Here is a 19,572-nt window from a genome sequence, read left to right on the forward strand (position 1 = left end):
CCCGCTGTCAGGAGACACCATGGAATCGGAAACCGCAGCACGCGTTCCGGCACGGTATGGCTCGTCCGAAGTTGCACCAGCACGTGCCACCCAGGACCGCATCGACATCCCCGAGTTCGCCCCGAGCCTGCTCCCCGCCGGCGAGATCACCCCTGACCGGTTCCTCGACCGTGAGTCGAGCTGGCTCGACTTCAACGCCCGGGTGTTGGAGCTCGCCGAGGACCCCGACCTGTACTTGCTGGAGCGGGTCAGCTTTCTGTCCATTTTCGCGTCCAACCTGGACGAGTTTTTCATGGTGCGCGTTGCCGGCCTGAAGCGCCGCATCGCGACCGGTCTGGCCGTCCCCTCAGCCGCCGGCCTGAGCCCCATTGAGCAGCTCGAACAGATCATGGCCGACGGCTACAAGCTGCAGCAGCGTCACGCCGCCGTCTTCGCCGAGAACATTCGACCCGCCCTGGCCGAGGAGAACATTCACCTCACCACGTGGGACGAGCTCGACGATGCCGCTCGCACCGACCTCAACAAGCTCTTCGCCGAGAAGGTCTTCCCGATCCTGACCCCTCTGGCCGTGGATCCAGCGCACCCCTTCCCGTATATTTCGGGGCTCTCTCTGAACCTCGCCGTCGTCGTCCGCAATCCGGTGAGCGAAAAGGAACTCTTCGCGCGCGTCAAGGTCCCCGACCAGTTGCCTCGCCTGATTTCGGTCGACGGCCCCCGCGCCGGGAACGTCACCGGCCGCACGGCCCGGTTCATCCCGCTGGAAGAGGTCATCGCCGTCCACCTGGACCAGTTGTTCCCGGGGATGGAAGTCCTCGAACACCACACCTTCCGAGTGACCCGGAACGAGGATCTCGAAGTGGAGGAGGACGACGCCGAGAACCTCCTTCAGGCGCTGGAGAAGGAGCTGCTGCGCCGCCGGTTCGGCCCGCCGGTCCGGCTCGAGGTCACCACCGACATCAATCCGAGCATCCGCGCCCTGCTCTCACGTGAACTCGGCGTGGAGGAAGACGAGGTGTACGGCCTGCCGGCGCCGCTGGATCTCCGCGGGCTCAGCGTGATCGGCGGCATCGACCGCGGCGAGCTGCGCTACCCGAAGCACGTCCCGCACACCAACCGGGACCTCAAGGAGAGCGAGACGTCGAAGGCCGCGAATGTGTTCGCCGCCATGCGTCGCCGGGACATCCTGCTGCACCACCCGTACGATTCGTTCTCCACCTCGGTCCAGGCGTTCCTGGAGCAGGCGGCAGCCGACCCCAAGGTGCAGGCAATCAAGCAGACCCTGTATCGCACCTCAGGCGATTCGCCGATCGTCGATGCGCTGATTGACGCGGCGGAGTCCGGCAAGCAGGTGCTCGCCCTCGTCGAGATCAAGGCCCGGTTCGACGAACAAGCCAACATCTCCTGGGCACGCAAGCTGGAGCAGGCCGGGGTGCACGTGGTGTACGGGATTGTGGGACTGAAGACGCATTGCAAACTTTCCCTCGTGGTCCGGCAGGAAATCGATGGACTTCGCCGGTACTGCCACATCGGCACCGGCAACTATCACCCACGCACGGCCCGCTACTACGAGGATTTCGGCCTGTTGACCGCCAATGACCAGGTGGGCCAGGACTTGACCCGACTGTTCAACCAGCTGTCGGGGTATGCGCCGAAATCCACCTTCAAGCGTCTCCTTGTTGCCCCGCGTTCGGTGCGCTCCGGGCTGATCGACCGGATTGAACGCGAGATTGCCAACCAGAAGGCCGGACTCGCTGCTCGGGTGGTGGTGAAGGTCAATTCGATTGTTGACGAGGCAATCATCGACGCGCTCTATCGTGCATCGCAGGCCGGCGTGAAGGTGGACGTCATTGTCCGTGGAATCTGCTCGGTACGCCCCGGCGTCCCGGGTCTCAGCGAGAACATCACCGTCCGCTCGGTACTGGGCCGTTTCCTTGAGCATTCACGGGTGTTCGCGTTTGCGAACGGCGGAGACCCAGCAGTATTCATCGGTTCGGCGGACATGATGCACCGCAACCTGGACCGCCGGGTGGAGGCGCTGGTGCAGCTCAGCGCCCCCGAGGATATTGCCTATCTCATGTCCTTGCTCGACCGGTACATGGATAAGGGCACGGCAAGCTGGCACCTCGACAACCAGGGTGATTGGACCCGCCATCATAAGGACGACGACGGCGCGCCGCTCAGTGACGTACAGAGCTACCTGCTCGCTTCCCGAGCACGCAACCGATCAGCGGTCCGCCACTGATGTCCTCAACTGACGAGGCAGTCACGGAAACCGCTCAGGAGGCGGCGCCGGCGGTGGTGGCAGCCGGTGCTATCTGCTGGCGGAAGGAACAGGGGCAGCTCGAGGTACTCCTGATCCACCGTCCCAGCTACACGGATTGGTCCTGGCCCAAGGGCAAGATCGACCCCGGCGAAACCACCCCCGAGTGTGCAGCCAGGGAAGTGCTGGAGGAGGTTGGCCTCCGGATTTCGCTGGGCATTCCCCTGGCATCGACTCGTTACGCTGTGGCCTCCGGGCAGAAGGTGGTCTACTATTGGGCGGCCCGCACGGAGCGTATGGTGGTCCGCCCCGATGGCAAGGAAGTAGACAAGTACCTATGGGTCGCACCGGCCCGGGCGTTGGAGCTGTTGACCAACCCTACCGATCGGGAGCCCCTTGATTCGTTGATTGCGGCTTACGAAGCGGACCAGCTGGAAACCTGGCCACTGATCGTGGTCCGCCATGCCAAGGCGAAGCCGCGCTCGTCCTGGACCCGTGCGGAAGGCGAACGCCCCCTGGCGGCCACCGGTCGACGGCAGGCCGCCGCCGTGAGCCGCCTCCTTGAAGCCTGGGGCCCGTCCTGGGTGGTGAGCAGCCCGTGGGAACGGTGTGTTCAGACCGTCGCTCCGTACCTGAAGTACAAGGACATTAAACTCAAACTCGCCGATTCAATGACCGAGCGTAACGCCACCCGCAAGCCGGACAAGGCCCGTTCAACAGTCGAGAAACTGTTCGATAAGCGCCGTCCCGTGGCGTTATGCACCCACCGGCCGGTCCTCCCCCTCGTCTTTGGAGTGCTGCAGCGCCACATGGCTACCCCCCTGGCCGCCGGGCTGCCAGCTGACGACCCGTATCTGGCCCCCGGAGAAGTACTGATCTCCCACGTCAGCACCAGGGCTCCGGGCCGCATTGTCGCGCTCGAGCAGTTCAGGGCCTACGACGACTAGTTCCCGTGGCTGTCCCCCACCTGGCTGGTCACTGTCGTCAGGAGGAACACCGAGTCCTCCACGGCCTCAACCCCGTGACGCACGTGGGTCAGTGCGACAATTTCGCCAGCTATCACTTCCGCCGGGTCCTGGCCTGTGATCCGCACCCGGCCGCGCAATACGTACATGCTCGCCGCCGGTGGAGAATTGTGCTCGGCAAGAACCTGGCCCTTTCTGAGCCCGAGGACTGTCTGACGTAGTGGTCCATCATGGACAACGATCTTCGCGGACCGGCCCTTGTCGCTCGCCATCGCTTCTTCCAACGCCGTCGTCAGGGCCGCTTCAACAATGGTCATAATGCCTCCTGGGGGCGCTATCGGCTCGGATCCACCCGGGTGGTCCAATAATGCTGGCAAGTCTATCCACCTACAGGGACTACTGGTTCTAGAGTCCTCCAGGCCCACCAAACAACCGGCCGGTAAATAGGGGGACGCGCCGCTTAGATGGCCTTAAAGCACGTAACCATTAGAGTGGAATGCGTGAGTTCACAACCCATCCCCACCCCGTACGAGGATCTGCTGCGCGACGTGATGGCCAACGGCGCTGTCAAGACCGACCGCACCGGCACCGGAACGCGCAGCGTCTTCGGAAGACAGCTGCGCTTTGACCTCGCGGACTCCTTCCCGCTGGTCACCACCAAACGCGTGCATTTCAAATCCGTGGCCCTGGAGCTCCTTTGGTTCCTGCGCGGGGATTCAAACGTGTCCTGGCTGCAGGAACGCGGCGTCAAGATCTGGAACGAATGGGCCGGCGACGACGGCGAACTTGGCCCCGTCTACGGCGTCCAGTGGCGCTCCTGGCCCACGCCCGACGGCGGTCATATTGACCAGATCGCCCAGGTCATTGAGGACCTGAAAACCAACCCGGATTCCCGGCGGCACCTGGTCTCGGCGTGGAATGTCTCCGAGCTGCACAACATGGCCTTGCCACCGTGCCATGCGTTCTTCCAGTTCTATGTAGCGGACGGCAAGCTGTCCTGCCAGCTGTACCAACGTTCGGCGGACACCTTCCTTGGCGTTCCCTTCAACATCGCCTCCTACGCGCTGCTGACCCTGATGGTGGCCCAGCAGGTGGGCCTGGCTCCCGGCGAACTGATCTGGACCGGCGGCGACGTCCACATTTACGACAACCATGTCGAACAGGTCAAGGAACAGCTGTCTCGAGAGCCGTACCCGGCACCGCAACTACTGATCAACCGCACACCCGAGAGCATCTTCGACTACAAGCTGGAGGACTTTGACGTGGTGAATTACCAGCACCATCCCACCATCAAGGCACCGATCGCCGTATGAGTTCAATGAATCGCGGCATCATCGAGACCATCGGACGGGAACCGTTCGTTGGAATGATCTGGGCCCAGACGGAGAACGGCGTGATCGGGAAGGACGGCGGCATGCCGTGGCGTCTCCCCGAGGATATGGAACACTTCAAGCGGACCACCACGGGACACCCGGTGATCATGGGCCGGAACACCTGGCAGTCCTTTCCCGCCAAGTACCGTCCCCTGCCGGACCGCACCAACATTGTGGTGAGCAAGCACGGACTCGAAGCGGGCGAGCTCGCGGGGGCTGTCGTCGTCGACTCCCTGGACGACGCATTCGAGGAGGCCCGGCGCAGTCCGGGTGCCGAGCAAATCTGGGTGATCGGTGGCGGCCAGATTTACGAGGCCGCCCTGCCGATCGCCCAGGCAGCCGTCGTGACAGTGATCGAGTCAACCACCAAGGGCGACACCTTCGCCCCGACACTGGGGGCGGACTGGCAACTCGGTGGTGTCACTCCACCGCAGGGCTGGCTTTCGGGCGCAAACGGCACCCGTTACCGGATCAGCCTCTGGACTCGCGGCCGGGACTAGCCGGATAGGCCCCGTGAGCTCTTCGTAACCAAGCGGGGCTCGTGGGGGTCCTGACCTAGACTGGCAGCATGACTTCTGCAGTAAACAGTTCATCGTCAGCGCCCAGCGTCGGCTTCGTCGGCTGGCGCGGCATGGTGGGATCGGTCCTGATGCAGCGGATGCAGGACGAGGGCGATTTTCGCCTGATCAACCCCGTGTTCTTCTCAACTTCCAACGCCGGGGGCCCCGCGCCGTCATTCGCTGAGGGCGCCCCCGCGCTCCAGGACGCGTACGACGTCGACACGCTAGCCAAGCTCTCTACCATCGTCACCGCACAGGGCGGCGACTACACCGCCGAGGTCTATCCGAAGCTGCGCGACAGCGGCTGGGACGGGCTGTGGATCGACGCGGCGTCAACGCTGCGGATGGAGTCCAGCTCCATCATCGTCCTGGACCCAGTGAACCGGGACGTCATCGACGCTGGCCTCTCCCGCGGTGTGCGCGACTTCGTTGGCGGTAACTGCACCGTCTCCTGCATGCTCATGGGGCTCGGCGGCCTGTTCCGCAACGGCCTGATCGAGTGGGGCACCTCGATGACGTACCAGGCGGCGTCGGGCGGCGGCGCGCGGCACATGCGTGAGCTGTTGAACCAGTTCGGTACCATCCACGGTGCCGTGGCGCCCAATCTGGACGATCCGGCGTCGGCTATCCTGGCCATCGATCAGGCGGTCCTGGCGCAGCAACGCAACCCTTCGATGGACGCATCACAATTTGGGGTGCCGCTGGCGGGATCGGTGATTCCCTGGATTGACGCCGATCTCGGGAACGGGATGTCCCGCGAGGAATGGAAGGCTGGCGCCGAGACCAACAAGATCCTCGGCACCGATACCGTCGACGGCGGCCGGATCCCCTTTGATGGGCTCTGCGTCAGGATCGGGGCCATGCGTTCACACTCGCAGGCGCTGACCCTGAAGCTCACCGAAGACGTGCCACTCGCCGAGATTGAGCGCCTCATTGACAGTGACAACGAATGGGCGACGGTAATCCCCAACACCAAGGAAGCCACCCTGGCCGGGCTGACACCGGTCGCGGCGACCGGTTCGCTGTCAGTCCCCGTGGGACGGCTCCGGAAGCTGGAGATGGGGCCGCAGTATCTGAGCGCCTTCACCGTGGGAGATCAGCTGTTATGGGGCGCCGCCGAGCCACTGCGCCGGATGTTGCTCATCTCCACCGGAAACCTCTAACCGCTGTCGTTCCCCGGCCACCCACCCACGGTCGGTCTAGAGGGTGCAGCCGATCAGGAGCGGCTCCGGGTGGAGCCGGATCCCAAACCGGTCTTCGACACCGTCCGCCACCAGAGCGGCGATAGCCAGCAGGTCGGCGGCTGAGGCACTCCCCCGGTTGGTGACGGCGAGAGTGTGCTTGGTCGACAGTGAGGCCCGGCCTCCGACAGCCGCGTGGCCGGCGTCGTCGGCGAGCCCGAAGCCCTTTCCGAAGCCCGCCTGATCGATGAGCCAGGCGGCTGAGAGCTTGATCTGGCCGTCCTCGGCGGTGGGATACTGTGGTGCACCCTCCGGCAGGGTCGCTGCGGTACCGGCGTCAACTATGGGATTGGTGAAGAAGGATCCGGTGCTGTAGGTATCGCGGTCATCGGGATCCAGCACCATCCCTTTGGCCGCGCGCAGCTTCAGGACCGCACGCCGGACATCATTGGCGTAGGCCCGCTCGCCGATATCGACCCCCACCTCGCGCGCCAGCTCGGCGTACCTCACGGGAGCGCTCATGCGACCTGGCGCCAGTTGGAACTCGACGGTCAGCACCACATACCGCGGCGACCCGTTTGTCGTGGTGCGTTTCAGTAGGGAATCCCGGTAGCCGAACTTCAGTTCGAAGTTTGTAAAGGACTTAACAGTATTTGTTTCCCGATCCCAGGTGCGTACCGTGGCGATGGTCTGCGAGACATCGGCCCCGTACGCACCAACGTTCTGCACGGGGGTCGCCCCGGTGGAACCTGGGATACCGGACAGCGCCTCCAGCCCGGACAGGGCGTGCAGCACCGTGTAGTCGACGAGGGCATCCCAGGGCTGGCCCGCCTCGGCCTTCACCATCACACCCCCGCAGGTGGCGTCGTCGTCGTTGACGACAAATCCGGTCGAGGCTAGCCGTATCACCGTGCCGGGGAAGCCCTCGTCAGCGATGATGAGGTTTGATCCGCCGGCAATGATCAGGACCGGATCGCCGACGGCGTCGGCTGACCGAACCGCGTCAATGATTTCCGCTTCGGTGCGTGCCTCCACATAGGTGCGGGCGGAGCCTCCGACGCCGGCCGTCGTGAGCTGTGACAGCAGGGTCACCAGATGCGCACCACGGCCTGGGCCTTGACCAGCACCTTCTGGCCTGCAGACAGTACGGTCAGGTCCACGCGGACCGTTGAATTGTCCAGATCAATGGCACCAATCTTGCCGGCCACCTCGATGACAGCGCCGGGGGTACCAAGCGCCGTGGTGTCGTCGACGATGACCGGTTTGGTGAATCGCGTCTGATAGTCGACGACGGCGGCGGGGTCGCCAATCCAGTCGGTGACCAACTGGACAGCCGCTCCCATGGTGAACATGCCGTGGGCAATGACGCCCGGCAGGCCGACGCTCTGGGCGAAGTCGGAGTTCCAGTGAATGGGGTTGAAGTCACCCGAGGCGCCCGCGTACTTCACGAGGTCCTGACGGGTCACTTCCACCGTGGTGGTGCCGATCTCCTGGCCGACGCTGAGGTCGGCGATAGCAATGCCCATTACTGTTCCTCTCCGCGCACCAGCAGGGATGACGTGGTGGTCGCGGTTTTTTCGCCGTCCGTGGTGGAGATCTCCGCGCGGGTGGTGATCATTGCGCCGCCGCCCATGGCGCGGACGGAGTCAACATGGAGCTCGGCTACCAGTTCATCACCGGCCACGATCGCACGGTGGTGGATGAACCGCTGGTCGGCGTGGACCACACGGCTGAAGTCGATACCGGCGTCGGGATCGTTGATCAGCTGGGCATCCGCCAGTTGCGCCACAATAATCGCGAAGGTGGGCGGTGCCACCAGGTCCCGATGCCCCAGGTCCTGGGCGGCTTCAACCTCATAGTGCGATGGGTGGGTGGCTTTGACAGCACGAGAAAATTCGCGGATCTTCTCGCGACCCACTAAGTAGGCAGGACCGGCGGCATAGCTGCGGCCCTGCAGCTCTGGATTGATGGTCATGAGGCTCCTGACGGGTGCGGTGAAAGTTCGTTTCCAGCCTAGTGCAGTGAGCTACTTCTTCTGGGTGCGCGCCTGGTGCCGACGCTTGGCATCCCGCGCACGCACCACCAGGCCCGCCAGATGCGTCACCAGCCCGGCGACAAGCACCGGGATACCCGTGAACACTGTGGCATTACTGCCAGTAGCTGCGCCCAGAACGGCGATCAGAATGCCCGCACCGGTCAGGATGAGGGCGGCGATGACCAACCGACGATACAGGTCCGATCCGGTGTCCCAGGGGGTGTTCAACATGGGTTAAGCCTACCGGGCGTCGCGCATTCCAGTGGAGAGCGGACTAGAAAAGGGCGGCCTGAACGTCTGGGACCTCAGACACATACGGGCCGAGCTCAATCCGTTGTCCCTTGAGCCGCGAAAAGTCGACCAGGAAGGGCACCTCCGACCCCCTGATAAAGACCAGCGCGGTAGGTCCGAGCAGAGCTTCCACCCTGAACCCGTGCTCCCCCGCGGCCAGGCTATGAGGGTAGAGGTGAACCCCAGCCTCGCCAAGCACTGCTCCCCAGGACGACGGCGCCTCCCACTGCTCCTCCACCACCCGGAACCCGGCCAGGTCCAAACCGCCCCGAAGCAGGCTCCTAACACTTGCGGCACATTCGGCATTGATTTCGTTGAGCACCGCCCCCGCGCGTGGCGACGCCAGCGCTGCGGTTTTCGCCGACGCCCGGATGGCCTGTGGCAGGCCCACCTCGCGGGTAACAACGTCCTCAAGCACCCGGACAATCCGGCCGTCGTCCGCACACGCCACATAACGAGCGACGACGGCGCCCTGCTCCGCCAGCCGGTGCCACTTGCGGAGGTTCGAGGCAGTCCCGATCTTGGTGGCCCCATCGGCGAAGGTGGCAACATACAACCAGTGCTCCTGCGCCAGGTAGCTCAACAGTCCGTCGGGGGCGATGCCTGACCGGTGCACATCATGCATGAACCGAAGGTCATCCCGGGAGAAGCAACTCCCGCACTGGTAGCCTCGCTCGGCAGTGGTTTGCTGCGGACATGGCGTGTGATCACGCGCCTCGGGGCCGAACACTCGATGGAACCCTAGGCAATGCCGTTCGCCGTACTGGCTCAACAACCTAAACCCTAGGTCGTTGCCACCCGTCCCGGCTGTCCTTCGAGGGGCCAACGCCAAATCGTGCTGATCCCCCTCGGGTGTGGCTAGAGAGAGCACCGGCCCGTCCCGATGCCAGCTCACACCCCGGCAGAGAAAACGTTCATCGCCCATTCGGCAACTCTAGACACCGGACCCGAGAGGCCATAACCCACTGAAGGACCGATGGTTCCCCACCGGTCCTTCAGTAAAGCTCTGATTCAGCGCAGCTCTCCGCGTTTCGGGGAGTGCTCTGCGCGAAGTGAGGCAGTTAGGCTGTCTGGCCTTCGTGCTCGCCTTCGGCGATCTCCTCGATCATCTTGTCGTTGAAGGCTGGGAGGTCGCCAGGGGTGCGGCTGGTGACGAAGCCCTGATCAGTGACCACTTCGTCGTCGCTCCAGTTGGCTCCGGCGTTACGGAGGTCGGTCTGCAGCGTGTGGTAGGAGGTCAGGTCGCGACCGCTCACTACGCCCGCGTCGATCAACAGCCACGGCGCGTGGCAGATGGCCGCGACGGGCTTGTGCTGGGCAAAGAAGGCGCGCGCAAACTCCTGGGCGTCCTTGTCGACGCGAAGGTGATCCGCGTTCACCACTCCGCCCGGGAGGACCAGGGCGTGGAAGTCGTCAGCCTTGGCGTCGGCAACCGCGAGGTCAATGGTGAACGTGTCACCCTTGTCGGTGCCGTTGAAACCCTGCACCGTGCCGCTACCCGGCGCTACGAGTACGGGCTCGCCGCCAGCCTGCTTGACCGCATCCCAGGGGCTGGTGAGCTCAATCTGCTCGACTCCGTCGGTGAGTAGGAATGCGACTTTTTTACCGGAAATGTTATGGGGGGACATGCTTCCTCCTGTGTTCAGAACGTCGATGTCGTACTCATCAACACTATGAACACCGGAGATAATAAGCAAGCTGTCTAACTGTCGTGGCGGTCGTGCTACAGGCCCTCGGCCACGCCCGCCGCTGCGGACAGCCAGGCGCGTTGCGTCGCCGGCCGCAGTGAGCCCCAGCGGATCCGTCCTTTGTGCAGCGCCGCATCGTAGGGAATGGTCACCGCACGGCGGGCGAGCTGCGCGAAACCGTCGGCAATTTCCTGTGCCTGGGCTGCTGTGCCGTTCTTGTCGGACTGACTGACAATGACGACGGCATTCTGCGACAGCTCGGCATAACGGCCACCCCTGGCCTGCAGCGCCTCAAGCAACAGCGCTCCGGCCTCCGCGTGCTCTTCGAGTGTGGTGGTCGCGATCACCAACTGGTCGGTGTGGTGGATCATCCGCAGCCAGCGCTCGGCTGTTTCGTCGTTGCCGGAGTCGACGATGTTGAGTCTGAAGTACTTCGACGCGACCTCGTGCAGGTCGTCGAAGTTGTCGGCGGTGACCTTCTGTTCGGAGGCGAGGACATCGGGCTTGGAGCGCAGCACGTCGTACTTGTCTTCGGTCTGGTGGTGCACGTAGCGGGCCAGCAGCGCCGATTGTGCCGAGGGGGCCAGCAGCTGATCGGTCTGCGGCAAGAGATCCATCACCGTCGCGCTGTGCGGCCCTTGCTCGGTGCGCCACCCGAGGGTGCCGCGGGTTTCATTGTTGTCCCAGGCGAGTACCGGACCGCCACCATTGCGGGCGAAAACTGAGGACAGCATCACGGTGGTGGGAGTCTTGTTGGCGCCGCCTTTGCCGTTGACCACGGAGATGGTGCGGGGACCGGGCCAGTGCTGGCTCACCGCACGGGTGTTCGCTCGGTCCTCCAGCTCCCGCTTGGAAGGCGCAATCCGGATCCCCAGTTTGGTCAGGATGCCCCGGAACCCGGTTTCAGCCGGCACCCGTGTGGTGTCAGCGGCCAGGAAAGACTTCCGGGTGCTCGGCGCTGCCTGTTGGCGACCAGGCGCAGCCGCCCCTGCTGCTGACGCTGCTGGCGCTGCTGGCGCTGCTGGCACCGAGGCTACGGGCGACGCCGGGACGGCCGGGGTTGTCGAGGGCGACGCCGGAGGGGATGTGGGCACTGACGTCACCGGCGGCGCGGCCTCAGCAGGTTCAGCCGGGACTACCCGGTCGGCGAAGCGTGGGACCTCGGAGATCGGCCCGGCGACCGGACTAGCCGCCACGTCCCGACGTCGTCGTGCACGCGTAGGGAGATCCTCGGGATTAACGTCGGGTCCCCAATCGGAGTTCTTGTCGGTCATGGTTCCGTCCGTTTCGTGCGCCGGGTGCAGGTGGTGTTCAGTACCGGTGTGCTCGCACCATCCTATAAGGATGCTCTTGGTGGAGACCGACCAGTCAGAACCTTGATCAGAGAATGCCGATAAAAAGAAAGCAGGTCAGCGGCTGCTCAGCCTCTGACCTGCTATGTCTGTAGCGGTGCCGGGACTCGATCCCGGGACCTCACGATTATGAGTCGTGCGCTCTAACCAGCTGAGCTACACCGCCACAAATGAGTGTGCCCGCAGCCGGACCAGTTGGCCTGCCTGCGGGACTCCCACTTGAGAGCCCCCCACCGGAATCGATCCGGTGACCTCGTTCTTACCAAGAACGCGCTCTACCACTGAGCTAGGGGGGCAACAGCAGAAAACTTTACCAGCTTCTGCCACCTACACGAAATCAGAATCCGGCCACTGGAGCCGGGCCCTGATTTCACCGTCAGACCCCCGGAAAACCGGGGATCTGACGAAATCAATCAGCTACTAAATTACCACTTGTCGCGGCGCTGGGTGGTGCCCGCACCGGCGCCCTTACCGTGACGTTCCTTACGGTCCCCGCCACCGCCACCGGCGCTGTGTCCGGAGGAGCGGAAGCCGCCGTCGTGACCGCGGTCCTTGTTGAAGCCGCCACCTTCGCCTTCACGCTTCTTGAACGGCTTCTTGAAGCCGTCGCGGTCACCGGAGGGCTTGCGGCCCTTGTCCAGTTCGAGGTGGATCAGCTCGCCGCCGATGCGGGTCTTGGACAGGGCACGCCACTGATCCTTCGACAGATCAGCGGGCAGTTCCACGAGCGTGTGATCGGCGCGGATATCGATGCCGCCGATCTGCGCGGAGGACAGGCCGCCCTCGTTGGCGATAGCGCCAACGATTGAGCCCGGCATGACCCGCTGGCGACGTCCTACAGCGATGCGGTAGGTGGCGTTGCCCTCGGTGAGGCTGCGTGTTGGTCCGCGTGAGCCGAAGCCATCCTTGCGTCCCGCAGCGCGTTCCTTCTGCCCTGCCGGAGCCACCGGGATGTCCTTGACGAGGATCGGGTTTCCACCCTGTGCCATGACGGCGAGGGCTGCAGCGATCTCGTTGGCTGGCACATTGTGCTCGGTCTCGTAGCTGGTGATCAGGTCACGGAAGATTGAAACATCCTCGGTGGCCAGGGTCTCGGTGATGCGCTCGGCAAACTTGTTCATCCGCAACGCGTTGACCGCGTCGGAGGATGGCAGGTGCATCTGCTCGACGGGCTGGCGGGTGGCCTTCTCGATCGAACGCAGCAGGTACTTCTCCCGCGGCGTGATGAAAAGGATCGCGTCACCTGAACGGCCCGCGCGGCCGGTACGGCCGATGCGGTGGACGTAGGACTCGGTGTCGTGCGGGATGTCGTAGTTGACCACGAGCGAGATGCGCTCGACGTCGAGCCCGCGGGCCGCGACGTCGGTGGCCACGAGAATGTCGAACTTGCCGTCGCGGAGACCTTCAATGGTCCGCTCACGCTGCTGCTGGGGGATGTCACCGTTGATTGCTGCGGCCTGGAAGCCCCGTGAACGCAACTTGTCCGCCAGGTCTTCGGTCGCCATCTTGGTGCGCACGAACGCGATGATCCCGTCGAAGTCTTCGACCTCGAGGATGCGCGTCAGGGCGTCCAGCTTGTGCGGGCCCATGACCTGCAGGAAGCGCTGGCGCGTGTTGGTGCCGGTCGAGGTTTTGCCCTTGACGGTGATTTCGGCGGGGTTATTGAGGTACTTCGACGCAATGCGGCGAATGGCGCTAGGCATCGTTGCCGAAAACAGCGCCACCTGCTTGTCGTCGGGTGTACCGGAGAGGATCTGCTCGACGTCGTCGGCAAAGCCCATGCGGAGCATCTCGTCGGCCTCGTCCAGTACCAGGTACTGAAGGTTGGACAGGTCGAGTGAACCCTTGGAGATGTGGTCGATCACGCGACCCGGGGTACCCACAACCACCTGTGCGCCGCGGCGCAGGCCCGCCAACTGGGGGCCGTAAGGTGCTCCACCGTAGACGGGGAGGACAGTGAAGTTGTCGATGTGCTTGGCGTAGGAGGCGAAGGCCTCGGCTACCTGCAGCGCCAGTTCGCGGGTTGGTGCGAGCACCAGGATCTGCGTGAACTTGCTGGGACCGTTGAGGTCGGCGAGCTCGGCCATCCGGGACAGCGCGGGGATAGCGAATGCTGCTGTCTTACCGGTACCCGTCTGTGCCAGGCCGACGACGTCGCGCCCTTCCAGGAGCACCGGAATGGTGGCGGACTGGATGGGTGAGGGCTTTTCGTAGCCGACATCGCTCAGGGCCGCGAGCACGCGGCCGTCGAGGCCAAAGTCGGTGAACTTGATGTCGTCAGCTTCGGGAGCTTCGACGTTCTGCGGAGCGCCGACGGTGTCAGGAGCTTCAAGGGTTTCGGGAGTGGTATTTTCTGGCATGAGGGAATGACCTTCAGGTAGATGCCGGAGAGCTGGAATTAAGGGATGATTCCAGCCCATGAACATAGAAATCCGGCACTGTTTCAATCCCGCGGCAGGATTTCGCGTCATAACTGGCGGCCGCTATCTCAGCGGTCTGTATGACGTTTTCTTCTAGCCGGCGCTCCCTGATGAATCTGCCCGCATGCTTACTCTGCGAGCCCCAACACAACCTATCCAGCCCAGCAAAATGGGCGGAAATTAAAGGGAATACCGGTGTGGGGGATATTTCAAGTGTACTGCATGGCTTCGCTCACCCGCAGCCACAACAACGGCAGCTACGCGTGAGCCTGCGCACATACCCGTGTGACCCACCGGGTCCGTGCCTACGCCCGCCGCAGGATCGCTGCGACCACCTTGTGGATCTCCGGGCTGAGCGTCACACCCTGTTTCTCGGCGGCAAGGAGCCGCCGGGCGGTGTCGGCGTCGAGTCCCGCAAACACCTGGTGCCCCGTGATCCCGTGATCCGGGCGGTCCACCACGGTGACGGCGTCTCCGGCCTGGATTTGCCCCTTGCTGATCACCCGCAGGTACGTGCCGACCCGGTTCTCCTCGGCGAACCGCTTCACCCACTGCGGTTCCTTGAGGAACCGGGCAAAGTTCGCACACGGGGTGCGCGGCGCTGTGACTTCGAGGACGACGTCGTCCCCCACCTGCCAGCGTTCCCCGATCACCGCACGGCTGGCATCGATGCCGTCCACCCGGAGATTCTCCCCGAATTTCCCCGGACTCATGTCCCGCCCCAGTTCGGCGTCCCAGTAGTCGGCGTCCTGTTGGGAGTAGGCGTAGATAGCTTTGGATTCACCGCCGTGGTGTTTGCGGCTGGCCTGGATGTCGCCGGTGAGGCCCAGCTTGTGGACGTTGACCGGCCCGTCAACAGCGCGTTTGTCGATCGCTGTCACACCGGTGGAGTCCTGAGTGGGCAGCAGCGCGTGGACACGGCACACGGCGAGCAGGGAACCTGTTGTCATAGCATCCATCCTAAGGATGGTCAGGGTTCAAAGCGGTAGCCCATGCCGCTTTCGGTGATGAAGTAGCGCGGTCTGGCGGGGTCGGGTTCCAGTTTCTTCCGCAACTGGTTGAAATAGACCCGTAAGTATTGCAACTCCTTGGCGTAGGCGGGGCCCCAGACCTCCATCAGCAGTTGGCGTTGGGAGACCAGACGGCCGGGATGAGCCACCAGGAGGTCAATGATCTTCCACTCGGTGGGTGTCAACCGCACTTCAGTGCCACCCCGGCTAGCCGTTCGAGCCCCGGTGTCGAGGGTGAAAGCTGCGGTCTGCACCACAGGCGCGGCGGGTGCCACTGCCCGACGGCTGGCTGCACGGAGTCTCGCCAGGAGTTCATCCACACCGAACGGCTTGGTCACATAGTCGTCCGCGCCGGCATCGAGGGCGTCAACGACGTCGTCGGACCCGTGCCGTGCCGAAAGCACGATGATGGGAGTTTTGGTCCATTCCCGCAACCTCGCGATCACGTCCATCCCGTCCATGTCGGGCAGGCCCAGGTCCAACACCACGATGTCGGGGCGGTGTTCGGCTGCGGCCGCGAGCGCTGATGCTCCGTCAACGGCCGTGATCGGCCGGTAGCCGTGGGCCCTGAGATTAATCTGGAGTGCGCGGAGGAGCAGGGGCTCGTCGTCGACAATGAGGACCGAGGTCACGGTAACCCCCCTCTGCTCGTGCCCGTCATTCCGACGCCCCGGTGGCCAGAGGCAGTCGAACGCGGAGCGTCAGCCCGCCCCCGGGCGTTGCCTCGGCGGTCAGCTGGCCACCCATCACTTCGGTGAAGCCTTTGGCGACGGCGAGTCCCAGGCCCACTCCTGCCCCGGCCGGCGCATCGTCTGCCCGCTGGAACGGCTGGAAGATGGTGTCGGCGTCGTCGGCCCCGATCCCCTGCCCATGGTCAATGATGCGCAACTCCCCTGCGGGCACGCTCTCGGTGCCGGCTTGGATGGTTCCCTCAACCGATCCGCTAATGACGATGTCCTCCCCGCCCGCATACTTGTCGGCATTTTCAAGGATATTGGCCACCACGCGCTCCAGCATGCCGTGGTCTGCGGCGACCGGCGGCAGGTTCCCCGGAACCTCCACCCGAACCCGGTGGGGCGGTACTCCGGCCAGGGCCCCTGGGAGCACATCCACCCAGTGCACGGCGCGGAGGTGTGGGGTCACGGCGTCGCCGGTCAGACGCGACATGTCCAGCAGGTTGTTGACCAGTGCGTCCAACCGATCCGAGTAGTCCTCAATGGTCTCGAGCAGCTCCTTTTGCTCGTCGACCGGAAGCTGGACGGCGTCGTGCCGGAGACTGCTGACGGCCAATTTGATGCCGGCCAGCGGCGTCCGCAGGTCATGCGAGACAGCCCGCAGGATCGCCGTCCGCATGAGGTTTCCTTCGCTTAGACGCCGGTTGGCCTGGGTGCTGATGATGAGTTCCTGGCGCTGGCGCATTGCGGTGAGCTGGGACCCGAACGCGGTGAGTAATCTCTGCTCCCTGGGGTTCAGCGTTCGGCCGTACAGGGCCAGCACCAGTCCATCCGGTAACTCCTCGGTAGTGTCGGCCGCCAACAGGGATAGCTCGTTCTTTTCGGTCTTTGCACTGTTTTCGAAGGCTCCTGCCGCCTGGTCGCTGGCTACTCGCGTCGGTCTCGCGCCGCCTGGAACCTTCCGGTCAAACAGCGCCACTACTGTTACCTCGAAGTGGGTGCGAACGTGGGCCAGGTATCCCTGCAGGGTGTCTTCGGCGGCGAGGACCCCGCGGGCCAGCTCCCCGAGCGTTGCTGCTTCGGCGGTCGCAGCGGCGGCCTCGCTGGACCGGCGTGCGGCCAACCCGACGACCAGCGATACCGCCACAGCGACTGCGATGAAGATGGTCAGCGTCAGGAGGTTCTGCGGGTCAGTGATTTCCAGGGACCCGACCGGATCGGTTGAGAAATAGTTGAGCACCAGCGTGCTGAACAGAGCTGCCAGCAGCGCCGGCCACAAGCCCCCGACGAGGGCGACGGCGATGACTCCGGCCAGCTGGACCAGCACGTCAACGGCAAGGAAGTCACTGCCGATCGTGAACATGAACCATTCGAGGAGCGGCGGGAGGATCACAGCGAGGGCAAACCCGATTCCCACCCGTACGCGGCCCAGCATGCTGAGCGAAGTTGAGGACATGGCAGCATTCTGTCAGGGATTCTCGCCCGTGAGGGCAGATGCTGCGGGGCGTTGCTACGCCGAGAAGCCGCCGTCGGCCTTGATCAACTGGCCATTGACCCACCGGCCATCCTGCGACAGGAGGAAGGCGACGACACCGGCCACGTCGGCTGGCGTGCCCAGACGGCCAGTTGGTTGGCGCCCGGTGAGGTCCCTCCGCACCTCCTCGGTCATCCAGCCGGTGTCGACCGGACCAGGGTTGAGGGCGTTGGAGCTGACCCTCCGGTCGCCCAGCTCGCGTGCTGCCGCCAGAACAATCCGGTCGAGCGCGCCTTTTGACGCACCATAGGGCAGGTTATTGACCGTGTGATCGCTGGTCAGGGCGACAATTGCGCCTCCAAGGTCATTGCATTGCAGCGCGAAGGCGTTGATGAGCTGCCAGGAGGCGCGGACGTTGACGGCGAAGTGCCGGTCGAAGCTCTTCACCGACGTCGTGAGCAGTCCTGAGTCGACGCCCTCGGCGTGCGACAGGACGAGCCCGCTCAGCGTGCCCAGCTCCATCCGCGCGGCCGCCACCAGTTCCCCCGGCGTTTTTGAATCCTCAAGGTCCCCGGGCAGCGCGATCACCCGAGACCCGAGGGCCTCCAGCTCCGGGATCAGCTCCTGCACCTCGGCCGCCGGGTTGGTGGTGCCGTTGACCCGCTGGTCGTAGGGGTGCCAGTAGCTCAGGGCGAGATCCCAGCCGTCGACGGCGAGGCGCCGGGCAATCCCGGCGCCCAGTCCCACCGTTCGTCCAACCCCGGTGATGAGTGCGGATTTGCGTGTCATGAGTTGTTGCCTTTCCTGCGCATCGGTTTTTAGTCTAGGCGGCTCCCCCTGCAGGGTGCGGAGCTGACCCCCGTTACATTTATTGGAGTCCTCGAAGGTCGGGGACCTGGTCGCTGGGCCTGGTATGACTCTCTGCCCCTGTCATTAATGATCCGGGGGGTGCTGTCGCCAGGTTCGGAGGCGCTTGTTGACTGCTGATAGGGACGCGGCCGGACCGGTGGGTTCAGGTCTCTTCGTAACGTGGGTGCCAGGAACAGGTGTCGTGACTGCGGCCATCTAGTGGTGCAAAGGAGCGCCATCATGACCGAACACTTTGATGTCTATTGCGGGCTCGATGTCGGCAAGTCCGAACATCACGCAACAGCCCTCACCCCGGCCGGAGAGCGGATCTTCGATAAACCGTTGCCGCAGGACGAGACACGGCTCCGAAAACTGTTCACCGGTCTCGGCCGGCATGGCCGGGTATTGATGATCGTGGACCAGCCCAACACCATCGGGGCGCTACCGATCGCGGTAGCCAGGGATTGCGGCTGCGAGGTGGCGTACCTGCCGGGCCTGGCCATGCGAAAAGCCGCGGACCTCTACCCGGGACGGTCGAAAACCGATGCCCGGGACGCGTTCATCATCGCGGACACGGCACGAACCATGCCCCACACGTTGCGGGCGGTAGACCGAGACAGCGAAGTACTCGCCGCGTTGAAAGTCCTCTCCGGCTTCGACGCGGACCTGACCCATGAATGCACTAGGGCAATCAACCGGCTCCGGTCGTTGCTGCTGCAAATATTTCCGTCTCTGGAGCGGGTCTTCGTCGGCACCATCCTCACCCGCACCCTCGTGCTGGACCTGCTGATCAAATACGCCGGGCCGACCGGTCTGCGCGAGGCAAGGCGAGGCAACGTGCTGCGCTGGGCCAGGAACCACAGTCGCAAAGACCCCACCAAACTCATCGATGAAATCTTCACCGCACTCGGGGAACAAACCGTCACCGTGATCGGCACCGACGCCGTCGAACTGGTCATCCCACGCGTCGCTGCGCAGATCAAAGAGCTCAAACACCAGCGGGCCATCGTCGCCGCTGAGGTCGAGAAACTCCTGGACGACTTCCCTCTTTCCATCGTCTTGATGTCCATGCCAGGAGTCGGCATCAAGACGGCAGCCACGATACTCCTGACCATCGGCGATGCCAGCACCTTCACCTCCGCCGGCCATCTAGCCGCCTACGCCGGGATCGCGCCCGTCACCCGCCGATCCGGAACCTCAATCCGCGGCGAATACCCCGCACGATCCGGGAACAAACAACTCAAAAACGCTCTCTTCAGATCCGCCTGGATCGCCAGCTGCCACGACCCGCTATCGAAGGCCTACTACGAGAAGAAACGCGGCCAAGGCAAAAAGCACAACGCCGCCATCATCTGCCTCGCCCGCCGCCGCTGCGACGTCATCTACGCCATGCTCAAAACCAAAACACTCTACGAGACCAAAACCCCGAAAGCCGCTTGA

Annotated in this window: 19 protein-coding genes and 2 tRNA genes; 6 read left to right on the forward strand and 15 right to left on the reverse strand. The window is 64.1% G+C overall.

The window, feature by feature from the left end; all coding sequences use genetic code 11:
- Nucleotides 1-19: 19 nt before the first annotated feature.
- Entirely contained in the window at nucleotides 20-2,242 is a 2,223-nt protein-coding gene (locus ABD059_RS10360; protein WP_343879702.1) for an RNA degradosome polyphosphate kinase, read from the forward strand.
- A complete protein-coding gene (locus tag ABD059_RS10365) occupies nucleotides 2,242-3,207 on the forward strand; it encodes an NUDIX hydrolase (RefSeq protein ID WP_343879704.1) in 966 nt (321 codons plus the stop codon). Before ABD059_RS10360 ends, ABD059_RS10365 begins: the two co-directional genes overlap by 1 nt.
- Here the strand turns inward: ABD059_RS10365 and ABD059_RS10370 are convergent.
- Nucleotides 3,204-3,542: a cupin domain-containing protein gene (locus ABD059_RS10370; RefSeq protein WP_343879706.1), complete on the reverse strand. Its 339-nt coding sequence runs from the start codon at nucleotides 3,540-3,542 to the stop codon at nucleotides 3,204-3,206. The genes ABD059_RS10365 and ABD059_RS10370 overlap by 4 nt on opposite strands.
- Nucleotides 3,543-3,689: 147 nt before the next feature.
- On the opposite strand from ABD059_RS10370, the gene ABD059_RS10375 reads away from it, so the two are divergent.
- From ABD059_RS10375 to asd, 3 genes are all read left to right on the forward strand, one after another.
- Nucleotides 3,690-4,538, forward strand: a complete 849-nt coding sequence (locus ABD059_RS10375; RefSeq protein ID WP_343879708.1) for a thymidylate synthase — start codon at nucleotides 3,690-3,692, stop codon at nucleotides 4,536-4,538.
- The gene (locus ABD059_RS10380) at nucleotides 4,535-5,098 is read left to right on the forward strand and encodes a dihydrofolate reductase (protein ID WP_343879710.1); all 564 of its coding nucleotides are present in this window, start codon (nucleotides 4,535-4,537) and stop codon (nucleotides 5,096-5,098) included. Before ABD059_RS10375 ends, ABD059_RS10380 begins: the two co-directional genes overlap by 4 nt.
- A 68-nt stretch (nucleotides 5,099-5,166) precedes the next feature.
- Nucleotides 5,167-6,321, forward strand: coding sequence for an aspartate-semialdehyde dehydrogenase (gene asd / locus ABD059_RS10385; protein ID WP_343879712.1), 1,155 nt, complete (start codon nucleotides 5,167-5,169; stop codon nucleotides 6,319-6,321).
- A gap of 36 nt (nucleotides 6,322-6,357) precedes the next feature.
- Here the strand turns inward: asd and ABD059_RS10390 are convergent, their stop codons facing one another.
- The 14 genes from ABD059_RS10390 to ABD059_RS10455 all read right to left on the reverse strand — a co-directional run bounded on the left by ABD059_RS10390 (nucleotide 6,358) and on the right by ABD059_RS10455 (nucleotide 18,072).
- Nucleotides 6,358-7,431: a UDP-N-acetylmuramate dehydrogenase gene (locus ABD059_RS10390; RefSeq protein ID WP_343879714.1), complete on the reverse strand. Its 1,074-nt coding sequence runs from the start codon at nucleotides 7,429-7,431 to the stop codon at nucleotides 6,358-6,360.
- A complete protein-coding gene (locus ABD059_RS10395; RefSeq protein WP_343879716.1) occupies nucleotides 7,428-7,865 on the reverse strand; it encodes a MaoC family dehydratase in 438 nt (145 codons plus the stop codon). The genes ABD059_RS10390 and ABD059_RS10395 overlap by 4 nt, the downstream gene beginning before the upstream one ends.
- Nucleotides 7,865-8,314, reverse strand: coding sequence for an FAS1-like dehydratase domain-containing protein (locus ABD059_RS10400; RefSeq protein ID WP_343879718.1), 450 nt, complete (start codon nucleotides 8,312-8,314; stop codon nucleotides 7,865-7,867). Before ABD059_RS10400 ends, ABD059_RS10395 begins: the two co-directional genes overlap by 1 nt.
- Nucleotides 8,315-8,365: 51 nt before the next feature.
- Nucleotides 8,366-8,605: a hypothetical protein gene (locus ABD059_RS10405; protein ID WP_019483700.1), complete on the reverse strand. Its 240-nt coding sequence runs from the start codon at nucleotides 8,603-8,605 to the stop codon at nucleotides 8,366-8,368.
- A 43-nt stretch (nucleotides 8,606-8,648) separates the two neighbouring features.
- Nucleotides 8,649-9,290, reverse strand: a complete 642-nt coding sequence (locus ABD059_RS10410; protein WP_343879720.1) for a DUF2797 domain-containing protein — start codon at nucleotides 9,288-9,290, stop codon at nucleotides 8,649-8,651.
- Between the two features lie 436 nt (nucleotides 9,291-9,726).
- Nucleotides 9,727-10,293 (reverse strand): type 1 glutamine amidotransferase domain-containing protein, encoded by a 567-nt coding sequence (locus tag ABD059_RS10415; protein WP_343879722.1) that lies wholly within the window; start codon nucleotides 10,291-10,293, stop codon nucleotides 9,727-9,729.
- A 95-nt stretch (nucleotides 10,294-10,388) separates the two neighbouring features.
- Complete coding sequence (locus tag ABD059_RS10420) at nucleotides 10,389-11,627, reverse strand: MinD/ParA family ATP-binding protein (RefSeq protein ID WP_343879724.1); 1,239 nt, start codon at nucleotides 11,625-11,627, stop codon at nucleotides 10,389-10,391.
- 170 nt (nucleotides 11,628-11,797) lie between these two features.
- A tRNA-Met gene (locus ABD059_RS10425) sits at nucleotides 11,798-11,871 on the reverse strand.
- Between the two features lie 58 nt (nucleotides 11,872-11,929).
- Nucleotides 11,930-12,001: transfer RNA gene (locus ABD059_RS10430), tRNA-Thr, on the reverse strand.
- A 129-nt stretch (nucleotides 12,002-12,130) separates the two neighbouring features.
- Nucleotides 12,131-14,065 carry a DEAD/DEAH box helicase gene (locus tag ABD059_RS10435; RefSeq protein WP_343879726.1) on the reverse strand — a complete coding sequence of 645 codons (1,935 nt, stop codon included), beginning with the start codon at nucleotides 14,063-14,065 and terminating at the stop codon, nucleotides 12,131-12,133.
- Between the two features lie 365 nt (nucleotides 14,066-14,430).
- Nucleotides 14,431-15,075, reverse strand: a complete 645-nt coding sequence (locus ABD059_RS10440; protein ID WP_343879728.1) for an MOSC domain-containing protein — start codon at nucleotides 15,073-15,075, stop codon at nucleotides 14,431-14,433.
- Between the two features lie 20 nt (nucleotides 15,076-15,095).
- Complete coding sequence (locus tag ABD059_RS10445; protein WP_343879730.1) at nucleotides 15,096-15,767, reverse strand: response regulator; 672 nt, start codon at nucleotides 15,765-15,767, stop codon at nucleotides 15,096-15,098.
- Nucleotides 15,768-15,792: 25 nt separating this feature from the next.
- Entirely contained in the window at nucleotides 15,793-17,265 is a 1,473-nt protein-coding gene (locus ABD059_RS10450; RefSeq protein ID WP_343879732.1) for a sensor histidine kinase, read from the reverse strand.
- A 54-nt stretch (nucleotides 17,266-17,319) separates the two neighbouring features.
- Nucleotides 17,320-18,072: an SDR family oxidoreductase gene (locus ABD059_RS10455; RefSeq protein WP_343879734.1), complete on the reverse strand. Its 753-nt coding sequence runs from the start codon at nucleotides 18,070-18,072 to the stop codon at nucleotides 17,320-17,322.
- A 300-nt stretch (nucleotides 18,073-18,372) separates the two neighbouring features.
- Between ABD059_RS10455 and ABD059_RS10460 the strand changes: the two genes are divergently transcribed.
- Entirely contained in the window at nucleotides 18,373-19,572 is a 1,200-nt protein-coding gene (locus ABD059_RS10460) for an IS110 family RNA-guided transposase (protein ID WP_343879736.1), read from the forward strand.

Source organism: Arthrobacter flavus (assembly GCF_039526005.1).
Taxonomy (GTDB): Bacteria; Actinomycetota; Actinomycetes; order Actinomycetales; family Micrococcaceae; genus Arthrobacter_D; species Arthrobacter_D flavus.

Bases quoted from the DNA above. Each gene is read 5' to 3' on its own strand.
- ABD059_RS10455 (WP_343879734.1), bottom strand. From the start codon at position 18,072: ATGACACGCAAATCCGCACTCATCACCGGGGTTGGACGAACGGTGGGA.
- ABD059_RS10460 (WP_343879736.1), top strand. From the start codon at position 18,373: ATGACCGAACACTTTGATGTCTATTGCGGGCTCGATGTCGGCAAGTCC.
- ABD059_RS10380 (WP_343879710.1), top strand. From the start codon at position 4,535: ATGAGTTCAATGAATCGCGGCATCATCGAGACCATCGGACGGGAACCG.
- ABD059_RS10395 (WP_343879716.1), bottom strand. From the start codon at position 7,865: ATGGGCATTGCTATCGCCGACCTCAGCGTCGGCCAGGAGATCGGCACC.
- ABD059_RS10365 (WP_343879704.1), top strand. From the start codon at position 2,242: ATGTCCTCAACTGACGAGGCAGTCACGGAAACCGCTCAGGAGGCGGCG.
- ABD059_RS10440 (WP_343879728.1), bottom strand. From the start codon at position 15,075: ATGACAACAGGTTCCCTGCTCGCCGTGTGCCGTGTCCACGCGCTGCTG.
- ABD059_RS10375 (WP_343879708.1), top strand. From the start codon at position 3,690: ATGGCCTTAAAGCACGTAACCATTAGAGTGGAATGCGTGAGTTCACAA.
- ABD059_RS10435 (WP_343879726.1), bottom strand. From the start codon at position 14,065: ATGCCAGAAAATACCACTCCCGAAACCCTTGAAGCTCCTGACACCGTC.
- ABD059_RS10450 (WP_343879732.1), bottom strand. From the start codon at position 17,265: ATGTCCTCAACTTCGCTCAGCATGCTGGGCCGCGTACGGGTGGGAATC.
- ABD059_RS10405 (WP_019483700.1), bottom strand. From the start codon at position 8,605: ATGTTGAACACCCCCTGGGACACCGGATCGGACCTGTATCGTCGGTTG.
- ABD059_RS10360 (WP_343879702.1), top strand. From the start codon at position 20: ATGGAATCGGAAACCGCAGCACGCGTTCCGGCACGGTATGGCTCGTCC.
- ABD059_RS10420 (WP_343879724.1), bottom strand. From the start codon at position 11,627: ATGACCGACAAGAACTCCGATTGGGGACCCGACGTTAATCCCGAGGAT.
- ABD059_RS10370 (WP_343879706.1), bottom strand. From the start codon at position 3,542: ATGACCATTGTTGAAGCGGCCCTGACGACGGCGTTGGAAGAAGCGATG.
- ABD059_RS10415 (WP_343879722.1), bottom strand. From the start codon at position 10,293: ATGTCCCCCCATAACATTTCCGGTAAAAAAGTCGCATTCCTACTCACC.
- asd (WP_343879712.1), top strand. From the start codon at position 5,167: ATGACTTCTGCAGTAAACAGTTCATCGTCAGCGCCCAGCGTCGGCTTC.
- ABD059_RS10400 (WP_343879718.1), bottom strand. From the start codon at position 8,314: ATGACCATCAATCCAGAGCTGCAGGGCCGCAGCTATGCCGCCGGTCCT.
- ABD059_RS10410 (WP_343879720.1), bottom strand. From the start codon at position 9,290: ATGCATGATGTGCACCGGTCAGGCATCGCCCCCGACGGACTGTTGAGC.